Source organism: Nonomuraea guangzhouensis (assembly GCF_019396345.1).
GTDB lineage: Bacteria > Actinomycetota > Actinomycetes > Streptosporangiales > Streptosporangiaceae > Nonomuraea > Nonomuraea guangzhouensis.
In genome coordinates this window covers 122,956-133,364 of the sequence record NZ_JAHKRM010000036.1, presented here as the reverse complement: position 1 = coordinate 133,364, position 10,409 = coordinate 122,956, and the positions used below count along the sequence as shown (strand labels likewise).

9 protein-coding genes are annotated in these 10,409 nt (G+C 68.1%); 6 read left to right on the top strand and 3 right to left on the bottom strand.

What is annotated here, in order from left to right:
- Positions 1-3,042: DNA-directed RNA polymerase subunit beta (rpoB, locus tag KME78_RS51385; RefSeq protein WP_219537330.1), on the top strand; the 3,042-nt coding region annotated here is incomplete at its 5' end.
- 368 nt (positions 3,043-3,410) lie between these two features.
- On the opposite strand, the gene KME78_RS51380 is transcribed toward rpoB, so the two are convergent.
- Positions 3,411-3,581: a hypothetical protein gene (locus KME78_RS51380; protein ID WP_219537329.1), complete on the bottom strand. Its 171-nt coding sequence runs from the start codon at positions 3,579-3,581 to the stop codon at positions 3,411-3,413.
- A 76-nt stretch (positions 3,582-3,657) separates the two neighbouring features.
- Positions 3,658-4,323 (bottom strand): nitroreductase, encoded by a 666-nt coding sequence (locus KME78_RS51375; protein ID WP_219537328.1) that lies wholly within the window; start codon positions 4,321-4,323, stop codon positions 3,658-3,660.
- Between the two features lie 324 nt (positions 4,324-4,647).
- Here KME78_RS51375 and KME78_RS51370 point away from each other — a divergent pair, with 324 nt between their 5' ends.
- The 4 genes from KME78_RS51370 to KME78_RS51355 all read left to right on the top strand — a co-directional run bounded on the left by KME78_RS51370 (position 4,648) and on the right by KME78_RS51355 (position 7,737).
- A complete protein-coding gene (locus tag KME78_RS51370) occupies positions 4,648-5,397 on the top strand; it encodes an SDR family oxidoreductase (protein ID WP_219537327.1) in 750 nt (249 codons plus the stop codon).
- Positions 5,398-5,620: 223 nt separating this feature from the next.
- On the top strand, positions 5,621-5,857 hold the full coding sequence (locus tag KME78_RS51365) for a hypothetical protein (protein WP_219537326.1): 237 nt from the start codon (positions 5,621-5,623) through the stop codon (positions 5,855-5,857).
- A gap of 70 nt (positions 5,858-5,927) precedes the next feature.
- Positions 5,928-6,845, top strand: coding sequence for an RNA polymerase sigma-70 factor (locus KME78_RS51360; RefSeq protein WP_219537325.1), 918 nt, complete (start codon positions 5,928-5,930; stop codon positions 6,843-6,845).
- Positions 6,846-6,933: 88 nt separating this feature from the next.
- Entirely contained in the window at positions 6,934-7,737 is an 804-nt protein-coding gene (locus KME78_RS51355) for a sigma-70 family RNA polymerase sigma factor family protein (RefSeq protein WP_219537324.1), read from the top strand.
- Positions 7,738-7,912: 175 nt separating this feature from the next.
- Here KME78_RS51355 and KME78_RS51350 read toward each other — a convergent pair whose 3' ends face one another.
- A complete protein-coding gene (locus KME78_RS51350; RefSeq protein WP_219537323.1) occupies positions 7,913-9,253 on the bottom strand; it encodes an FAD-binding oxidoreductase in 1,341 nt (446 codons plus the stop codon).
- Positions 9,254-9,422: 169 nt separating this feature from the next.
- On the opposite strand from KME78_RS51350, the gene KME78_RS51345 reads away from it, so the two are divergent.
- Positions 9,423-10,340, top strand: a complete 918-nt coding sequence (locus tag KME78_RS51345) for an RNA polymerase sigma-70 factor (RefSeq protein ID WP_219537322.1) — start codon at positions 9,423-9,425, stop codon at positions 10,338-10,340.
- Positions 10,341-10,409 lie beyond the last annotated feature (69 nt).

Genomic DNA, 10,409 nt, shown 5'->3' with positions numbered 1-10,409 from the left:
ACGCCGAAGGGCACTTTCATCATCAACGGCACCGAGCGTGTCGTGGTCTCGCAGCTCGTCCGGTCGCCCGGCGTCTACTTCGAACGCAACGTCGACAAGACGTCGGACAAGGACCTGTACGGCTGCAGGGTCATCCCGTCTCGGGGTGCCTGGCTCGAGTTCGAGATCGACAAGCGTGACAGCGTCGGTGTGCGTATCGACCGTAAGCGCAAGCAGGCCGTCACCGTGCTTCTCAAGGCACTGGGATGGACCAACGAGGCGATCCTCGAGCGTTTCGGCCAGTACGAGTCGATGCGCGCCACCCTGGAGAAGGACCACACGGCCGGCCAGGACGACGCGCTGCTCGACATCTACCGCAAGCTGCGTCCGGGCGAGCCGCCCACCAAGGAATCCGCGCAGACCCTGCTGGAGAACCTGTACTTCAACCCCAAGCGTTACGACCTCGCCAAAGTCGGCCGATACAAGATCAACAAAAAGCTCGGGGTCGATTCCGAGATCACTCAGGGCACGCTGACCGAAGAGGACATCGTCTCCGCGATCGAGTACATCGTCCGTCTCCACGCGGGCGAGGAGTCGATGTCGGGCGCCGGCGACCGAGAGGTCATCGTCGAGGTCGACGACATCGACCACTTCGGCAACCGCCGCCTGCGCAGCGTCGGCGAGCTCATCCAGAACCAGGTCCGCCTGGGTCTGGCCCGCATGGAGCGCGTCGTGCGCGAGCGGATGACCACGCAGGACGTCGAGGCGATCACGCCGCAGACCCTGATCAACATCCGCCCGGTCGTGGCGTCCATGAAGGAGTTCTTCGGCACCTCGCAGCTGTCGCAGTTCATGAACCAGACCAACCCGCTCGACGGCCTGACGCACAAGAGGCGTCTGTCCGCGCTGGGGCCCGGTGGTCTGTCCCGTGAGCGGGCCGGCTTCGAGGTCCGTGACGTGCACCCGTCCCACTACGGCCGGATGTGCCCGATCGAGACCCCGGAAGGCCCCAACATCGGCCTGATCGGCTCGCTGGCCTCCTACGGCCGGATCAACGCCTTCGGTTTCATCGAGACGCCTTACCGCAAGGTCGTCGACGGCAAGGTGACCGAGCAGATCGACTACCTGACCGCCGACGAGGAAGACCGCTTCGTCAAGGCGCAGGCCAATACCGCGATCAATCCCGACGGTTCGTTCGCCGAGGCTCGCGTCCTGGTCCGCACCAAGGGCGGCGAAACGGAGCTGGCGCGGGCCGACGAGGTCGACTACATCGACGTCTCACCGCGCCAGATGGTGTCGGTGGCCACCGCGATGATCCCGTTCCTGGAGCACGACGACGCCAACCGCGCGCTCATGGGCTCCAACATGATGCGCCAGTCGGTGCCGCTGCTCAAGAGCGAGGCGCCGCTGGTCGGCACCGGCATGGAATACCGGGCCGCCACTGACACGGGCGACATGATCAGCGCCGAGAAGGCGGGCGTGGTCGAGGAGGTCTCCGCCGACTACATCACGGTCATGAACGACGACGGCACGCGGACGACATACCGGGTGGCGAAGTTCAAGCGGTCCAACCAGGGCACCTCGTTCAACCAGAAGCCCATCGTCGCCGAAGGTGACCGGGTGGAGGCCGGGGAAGTGATCGCGGACGGTCCGTGCACCGACCGTGGCGAGATGGCGCTGGGCAAGAACCTGCTGGTGGCGTTCATGCCGTGGGAGGGCCACAACTACGAAGACGCGATCATCCTGTCCCAGCGGCTGGTGCAGGACGACGTCCTGTCCTCGATCCACATCGAGGAGCACGAGGTCGACGCCCGCGACACCAAGCTGGGCCCCGAGGAGATCACCCGGGACATCCCCAACGTCTCCGAGGAGATCCTGGCCGACCTCGACGAGCGCGGCATCATCCGCATCGGCGCGGACGTGGTGAACGGCGACATCCTGGTCGGCAAGGTCACCCCGAAGGGCGAGACCGAGCTGACCCCGGAGGAGCGGCTGCTGCGCGCGATCTTCGGTGAGAAGGCCCGTGAGGTGCGGGACACCTCGCTGAAGGTGCCGCACGGTGAGCGGGGCAAGGTCATCGGGGTCCGGGTGTTCTCCCGCGAGGAGGGCGACGAACTGCCGCCCGGTGTCAACGAGCTGGTCCGCGTCTACGTGGCCCAGAAGCGTAAGATCACCGACGGCGACAAGCTGGCCGGCCGGCACGGCAACAAGGGTGTCATCTCCAAGATCCTGCCGGTCGAGGACATGCCGTTCCTGGAGGACGGCACCCCGGTCGACATCATCCTCAACCCCCTGGGCGTGCCCGGCCGAATGAACGTCGGCCAGGTCCTCGAGAACCACATGGGCTGGATCGCCGCCCGCGGCTGGGACATCTCCGGCGTCCAGGAGGCGTGGGCCGAGCGGCTGCGTGACAAGGGCTTCGAGCAGGTCGCCCCGCGCACCAACATGGCCACGCCGGTCTTCGACGGTGCCCATCAGGAAGAGATCGTCGGGCTGCTCGACAGCACCATCCCCAACCGCGACGGGGATCGTCTGGTGCAGCAGAGCGGCAAGGCCCGGTTGTTCGACGGTCGCTCGGGCGAGCCGTTCCCCTATCCGATCGCGGTCGGCTATATGTACATCCTGAAGCTGCTCCACCTGGTCGACGACAAGATCCACGCCCGGTCGACCGGCCCCTACTCCATGATCACCCAGCAGCCGCTCGGCGGTAAGGCCCAGTTCGGTGGCCAGCGCTTCGGTGAGATGGAGGTCTGGGCTCTGGAGGCGTACGGCGCCGCCTACGCCCTCCAGGAGCTGCTGACGATCAAGTCCGACGACGTCCTGGGCCGCGTGAAGGTCTACGAGGCAATCGTCAAGGGCGAGAACATCCCCGAGCCGGGCATCCCGGAGTCCTTCAAGGTCCTCATCAAGGAAATGCAGTCGCTGTGCCTCAACGTCGAGGTGCTCTCCAGCGACGGCATGTCCATCGAGATGCGTGACACCGACGAGGACGTCTTCCGCGCGGCGGAGGAGCTCGGTATCGATCTGTCCCGGCGTGAGCCGAGCAGCGTGGAAGAGATCTGACGGTTCCCATGCGCGACCAGCGGATGGCGGCCCGCGAGGACCGTCTGCTCAGGTGTCGCCGACCGGCGGGGACGTGACGAAGGCGCCGGCGGACGCGGCGAGGACGGCCGTCCTCGCCGCATGGCCGGGAAGGTCCGGGTCGGGCGCAGGGGACGGCGTTATTTCGTTGCGCCCGTGAAGCCGGGCATGCCTGTGTCGAAGCCGCTGGACGGTCATGACGATGACGATAGCTTTGGCGATGACGTGCACCCGCTCGGGCTCATCGCCTGGGGGATGACGGGGGCGGCCGTGGCGCTGATCCCGTTCGCGCGGCCCTGGGACCTGCCGTGGAAGGCGTTCACGGTGTCCGTCATGCCGGCAGCGGGTGCTCAGAGGTTGCCTGTGCTGGTGGCGTACCTGTGGATGGTGGTGGTCGCGACCGTGGTGGCGTACATCCTGGGGGTGAACGCCGTCCGGCGGCTGTCGGCGGCCGTGGGCGCCACCGTGGCGTCGCTGGAGGTCATCGGCGGCGCGCTCGTGGCCCGGTGCGCAGCCGTCACCGGCGCCCGACCTGGTGGAAGGGCCGGTCGATGCCTTGGCGGAGGACTCCCCGGGGCCGCACCACCGCGCCACTGGCTAGCCTTCGACGAACGTGACCGTTTCGTGGAGGGGCGCCCGGCCCGTACGGATGTAGTCCATCGTGACGTCCTCGAACCCGATCGACATGCCGCAGAAGAGGATGAGCCCATCCGGAGGTGACACGACCTCGGCGACGGTCTTGCGATACACCGACCACGCCATCTGCGGGCAGCTGTGCAGCCCTTCGGCGCGGAGCAGCAGCATGACGGTCTGCAGGTACATGCCGAGGTCGGACCATTGGGGCAGGCCCAGGTCGCGGTCGATGTAGCAGAACAGGGCGGCGGGCGCGCCGAAACAGTCCCAGTTCGCGGAAGCGGCCCGCTGGCGCGCCTCCCAGTCCTCGCGCGAAATGCCGAGTGCGCCGTAGCGCTCCTGGCCGAAGGCGGATCGGCGCTCGTGGTACGGGGACTTCAGTACGGACGGGTACATGTCGTACTCCCGCTCGTCCCAGGTGTCGCCCGTGGCCACGCGCTTGCCGGCGCGTTTCTTGAGCTCGGCCAGCGGCTCACCGGTCAGCACGTAGGCGTGCCATGGTTGCAGGTTCGAGCCGGACGGCGACCATGCCGCGGCGGACAGTACGCGCTCCAGCACCTCCCTCGGGACAAGCTTGTCGGTGAATCCGCGCACCGCCCGTCGGCTCGTCACCGCCTCATAGACGTCCAAGATCGACACCCCCCTGTCTTTTCAACATGTCTACCTATGGACTGTTGGGGGTTGAAAATGTGACATCTTGTCACTTGCTCGCGACGCCCCGGATCGGCGTGGCCGACGTGGTCGCGGCCATCACGACCGGCTGCGTTCTGCCCCCCACCGATGCATCGTCGCAGGTCAGCGAGTACGGTCAGAGCAAGAGCCTGATCGCTGTCCCCAGCATCGTCCGCAGACTGAAAAGAATTTAGCAGCCCGCTGTCACAAGCCCGGAGGCTGTCCGGTCTTAGTTGGCGACCGGTTGGCAGCGGATGCCCCGGCGGACGGAAAGGAGCTGCCATGAAGATCGTGGTAATCGGCGGAACCGGCCTGATCGGGTCGAAGCTTGTGCAGAAGCTGGGCGAGCACGGTCACGAGGCCGTGGCGGCGTCGCCGAATACCGGCGTCAACACGCTCACCGGTGAAGGCCTGGCCGAAGTGCTGGCGGGCGCGTCGGTGGTGATCGACGTGTCGAACTCCCCATCGTTCGAGGAGAAGGCGGTGCTGGAGTTCTTCGAGACCTCCACCCGCAACCTGCTGGCGGCCGAGGCCGCGGCCGGCGTCGGACACCACGTCGCGCTGTCGGTGGTGGGAACGGAGCGTCCGCCCGGGAACGCCTACTTCCGGGCGAAGATCGCCCAGGAGCAGCTGATCGAGAAATCGCCGATCCCGTTCTCGCTCGTGCACGCCACCCAGTTCTTCGAGTTCGTCCGGCGCATCGCCGACGAGGCCACGGACGGCGACAAGGTACGGATGCCGCACGTCCTCTTCCAGCCCATGGCCGGCGACGACGTCGCGCAGGCGATCGGCAGGGTCGCGGTGGGCGCGCCGCTGAACGGCAGGGTCGAGGTCGGCGGGCCCGAGCAGTTCCGGATGGACGAGTTCTTCCGTGAGGCGCTGGCCTCCTGGGGCGATCCGCGTGAGGTGGTCACCGACCCGCACGCGCAGTACTTCGGACAGGAACTGCTCGAGCGGTCGCTGGTGCCGGATGACGGCGCCCCCCTCGGCCAGATCCGCTATCGCGACTGGCCCGGCCGGAACGACAAGTAGTCCGTTCTCTCGCAGGTGATTCCCATGTCCGACAGCACCTGGCGACCACTGAACCCAAGCCGTGATCGACCGCGTGGCAGACCGCGCTGACCATGCCGCAGGAGGTCGAACCGCCGTTCATCCCGCAGGGCCGGAGCGCGTCGTACAGGCCGGGGAGACGTTCTGGGAGGCGGCGGCGTAACCGGTCAGCCGGACATCCACTCAAGCCACTCATGGAGGAAAGATGAGCGCTCCGAACCCCGAGAACGACGTCCTGTACGAGCTCAAGGCCGAGGTCGAGATCGAACTGACAGAGGTTGTGGCGAGCCGTCCGGAAGAGGAGATGGAACTGCCGATCACCGACTGGCTGTTCGACCCGACGGACGCCGAGCGTGCGGAGATCGGCGAGCGAGGTCTGCTCGACGCCGTCGAGGTGCTGGAGGAGGACGGCACCCCGCCGGGGCCGAGCACCGAGGCGTGACACCCCCGCGTCGTCCGGCTGAATCGATGTGGAAAAGTTGACGGCAGCGCAGCGAAGGCGGGGGGCCATCATGCGTTCAGAATCGCTGGAAGACCTCGAAGAGGCCGCTTCCGCCTTCGTCGTGCTGCGCCCGCGTCTGTTCGGCATCGCCTATCGGATGCTCGGCAGCGCGGCGGAAGCCGAGGACATCGTGCAGGAAACCTGGTTGCGCTGGCAGAACACCGACCGCTCGACCATCGAGAACCCCTCGGCCTTCCTGGCGCTGATCACCACCCGCCTGGCCATCAACGTCGCGCAGTCCGCCCGAGCGCGACGCGAGGCCTACATCGGGCCCTGGCTCCCCGAACCCGTCGACACCAGCTCCGACCCCACGATCGGCGCCGAACGCGGCGAAGCGCTCGAACTCGCCTTCCTGCTGCTGCTCGAAAGACTCACCCCCACCGAACGGGCCGCCTATGTCCTGCGCGAGGCCTTCGTCTACCCGTACCCGCAAATAGCGGACATCCTCCAGCTCAGCCCGGCCAACGTCCGCCAGCTCGTGAGCCGGGCCCGCAAGCACGTGTCCGCCGCACGACGCGAGCCCATCGACAAGATCGAACACCGACGTCTCCTGACGGCCTTCCTCACCGCCGCCCAGACCGGAAACGTCGCCGCCCTCGAGAACCTGTTCGCCGCGGACGTCGTCAGCTCTTCCGACGGCGACGGCATCAGAGGGGCGGCGCGGATTCCGCTGGTGGGCGGTCCCCGCGTGGCGAAGTACATCGCCGCGTTCGCGCCACGGTTCTGGCCGGGCTCCGACTTCACGTGGGTCGAAGCGAACGGGAATCCCGGTGTACTGGTCCCCGGCGGTCGCACCGGTGTCGCGCTGCTCAGCATCGAGGCTTCGCCGCAGGGCATCCATCACCTCATGTGGATCGTGAATCCGGCCAAACTCGACGCGTTCGCACGATCACGTTCGCGGGGCGGCCCCACCCCCAAGAGGGTCTAGCCGCTGGAAGGCTCCCAAGACGGCCGCGTCACAACAGGACCGGCTATCTGGTCTTAGCTGTCGAGACCGACAGAACAGAGGACATCGTGTGGACGACGCCGCGCCGGTCGCAGGCGTACTCCCCCGGCTACCAGGGCGGCAGGAGATGACCGAGGTGAGCGCCGGAACGCTGGCGGAGATGCTCGACGAACGGCAGCACCTGCTGGAGATCGCCTTGTGGATGTTCGGCTCGGAGATCACGGCCGACCGGATCGTGCAAGAGACCTACCGCCGCTGGTACGCCCTCGGCGACGCGGAGCGCGCCCGGATCGCGGTGCCGCGCGCCTGGCTGACGCGCGTCGCCGGCGGCGTCTGCCTGGAGTTGCTCACCGCTGCCACCTCGATGCACGCACCTGCCGGCGTACCGCAACCGGCCCCGGCCGCGGCGCCTGTAACCGGCCGGCCCGAGCCTCTCACCAGCCTGGTGACGGGCCGGGCCGATGACAGGCTCGGGCCGCCACAGCGCCAGGCCAGGTCGCACCAGGCGATGCTGGTCAGACATGATCATGTCGCGCGCCGGTTCGCCGCGGCCTGTGAGACGGGGGACGCCGCGGCGCTGCGGGCGGTCCTGGCCACGGATGCGATGGTCGTGAGCGATGCCGGCGGCAAACTGCGCGCCGCCATCCACCCGACCCACGGCGCGGACGCGGTCGCCCGGTTCGTCACGGCCTTGCTGACCGGCCAGCCCGGCACCGAGGTGGCCGTCGCGTCTGTGAACGGCCGGACGGGTCTGGTGCTGCGCCGGGCGGGCCAGGCCGTGGCGGTGGTCGGCGTGAGCGTCGCCGGAGCGGAGGTCACCGCGGTGTGGATCATGTTGAACCCTGACAAATTGCGGCGCTGGCACCGCTCGTGACCGGCCTGAAAGGCGTACCGGTGAACGATCCGAGATTGTCCACGGCTGCTTCCACGGTGCCCTCAGCCTGCTGGCCCGCCGGCACCTCCTCGACCCCGCACCGATCACCGTGGCGGCGACCGTCGCCATCAGCCTCGCCCCCTGACGACTCCGCCGCGCGCCTTTACACTGTAGATCACTGAGGCCGGACATTGTGGTTGCCGGCGAACAGATTGCCGGGGTCGTACTGACGCTTGACCGCCGCGAGCCGCTCATAGGTCTCCGTCGGATAGATCGCGGCGACATCCTCCTCGGTGGCAGCGGCGAGGAAGTTCGCGTAGGCGCCGTTGACGTGCGGCGCGAGTCTCCCCCAGATCGCTTCCAGAGCAGGACGAGCGGCCTCGACGACCGGCGCCGGACCCGCGACGGTGGTCACGAACATCAACTCCGCCCGGCGGTGCGCGTAGGCGGTGGCGTCGTCGGGCACTCGGGACACGGCACCGCCGACGCTGCGCACGGCGATGAACGGCGACCCCGCCGATGCCCCGGCCTCAGTGAGGATCCGCAGGGCCTCGGACACCGACTCCTTGTCGACGAACGCGCTCCGGGTGACCAGTTGGATGCCAGGCGGCGGGGTGGCGCCATCCACGAGCGTGTCCGCATAGGGCTTCAGCGCGACGTCGTCGTCGATCACCGTGCCGAGCCGGCGGATCGGGCCGATCGCCTCGGCCGCGAGCTCCGAGTCATCGCCGTCGAAGGCGATCTGGATCTCGACCGGCGCTTCGGGTCCGCCGGCGAAGGGATTGGCGAAGCTCGCGATGGAGGTGAGCTCTTCGGGGGCGGTACGGAGGTAGTCCGCCCAACCCTGGAGCACGGTGGCCGCCTCCGCTGCCGGAAACGCGATCTTGCCGTAGAAGACGTCTGTCGTCGGGTGTGCGGCGAACTCGAAGGCGGTCACGATCCCGAAATTCCCGCCACCGCCGCGAATCGCCCAGAACAGCTCCGGGTTCTCCCTCGCGCTCGCCCGTACGACCTCCGCGTCGGCCGTGACCAGCTCCGCGGCGACCACGCTGTCCAGGGCCAGGCCGTACTTCCTGACCTTCCAGCCGATGCCACCGGTCAACGTCAGCCCGCCGACACCGACGCTCCTGGTGTCGCCCGAGGAGATCGCCAGGCTGTGCGGGGCCAGGGCGGCCGCGACCTGGCCCCAGGTGGCGCCGCCGCCGATCCGTACGAGATGACGCTCCTTGTCGAGGATCTCCACGTTCGCGAGCCCGCTGAGGTCGATCACGACGCCGCCGTCGTTGGTGCCGAAGCCCGCAAAGCTGTGGCCGCCGCCTCGCACGGACAGCGGAAGTCCTGTGCCGGCCGCGAATCTGACACCTGTTCGCACGTCCGCGACGTTCTTGGGCCGCAGAATGTAGGCCGGGCTGCCCGAAGCCAAGATCGAGCGGCTGGCTGTTTCGTACTCCGCTCCGCCCGGTTCGATGATGTCGCCACCGAAGTCACGGCGAAGGGATTCAAGCGCTGAACTCATGACGTTCCTTCCGTTGCAGTGAACGAACACAAGATGCCGACGGCCCGAGCCTTGTGACAGCGCGGCCATGTGACGTGCGCCACAGCGAAAAACCACCGGATCGGTGTCACAAAACGGCAGTGGCCGGCATCTGGTGGGTGACACAGTCGAGAGCGAACAGGAGTCATCCATGGCCGGCACGTCGCAGACCCCGCCCGGGGACCTGGGTCGGGGTGATCGCCCGGATCCCGCCACGGAGGCGTTCGTCGCGCACCGCAATCTGTTGTTCACCGTCGCCTACGAGATGCTGGGTTCGGCCGCCGACGCCGAGGACGTGCTGCAGGAGACGTGGTTGCGGTGGGCGGGGGTCGATCTGGGTGAGGTGCGGGATCAGCGGGCGTATCTGGTCCGGATCACCACGCGGCAGGCGCTCGGCCGGTTGCGTGCGCTGGGCCGGCGTAGGGAGTCCTATGTCGGGCCGTGGTTGCCGGAGCCGTTGCTGACCGCGCCTGATGTGGCCGAGGACGTCGAGCTGGCCGAGAGTGTGTCGATGGCGATGTTGCTGGTGCTGGAGACGCTGCAGCCGACGGAGCGGGCGGTGTTCGTGCTGCGTGAGGTGTTCGATCTGGCCTATGACGAGATCGCCGAGGCGGTCGGCAAGAGTCCGGCGGCGGTCCGTCAGATCGCGCACCGGGCGCGGGCGCATGTGGCGGCGCGTCGTCCGCGCGGGGTCGTGTCCCCGGCCGAGACCCGGGGTGCGCTGGAGGCGTTCCAGCGGGCGGTCGAGACGGGCGATCTGCAACGCCTGTTCGACCTGCTCGCGCCGGATGTCGTCCTTCTGGGCGACGGTGGCGGCGTCGTGCGGGCCGCGCTGGAGCCTCTCGTGGGGGCCGAGCAGGTGGCCCACGTGCTGGGCAGGATCTCCGCCGCGACGTCCCTGCAGCCGGCCCAGATCAACGGCCACCCGGCGCTGATTCTCCGGCTCGACGGCGAGGTCGACACCGTCATGGCGGTACGCATCGACGACGGCCTCATCACCGGCCTCTACGCCGTACGCAACCCCGAGAAACTGTCACGGATCGAAACGGAGACCACCCTGCGCCGCTGAGCCCGACGACGATGCCGAGCCATCGACCGCCCTCAGGCGCGAGCCTGGAGGCGGTCGATGTGCGAGGGT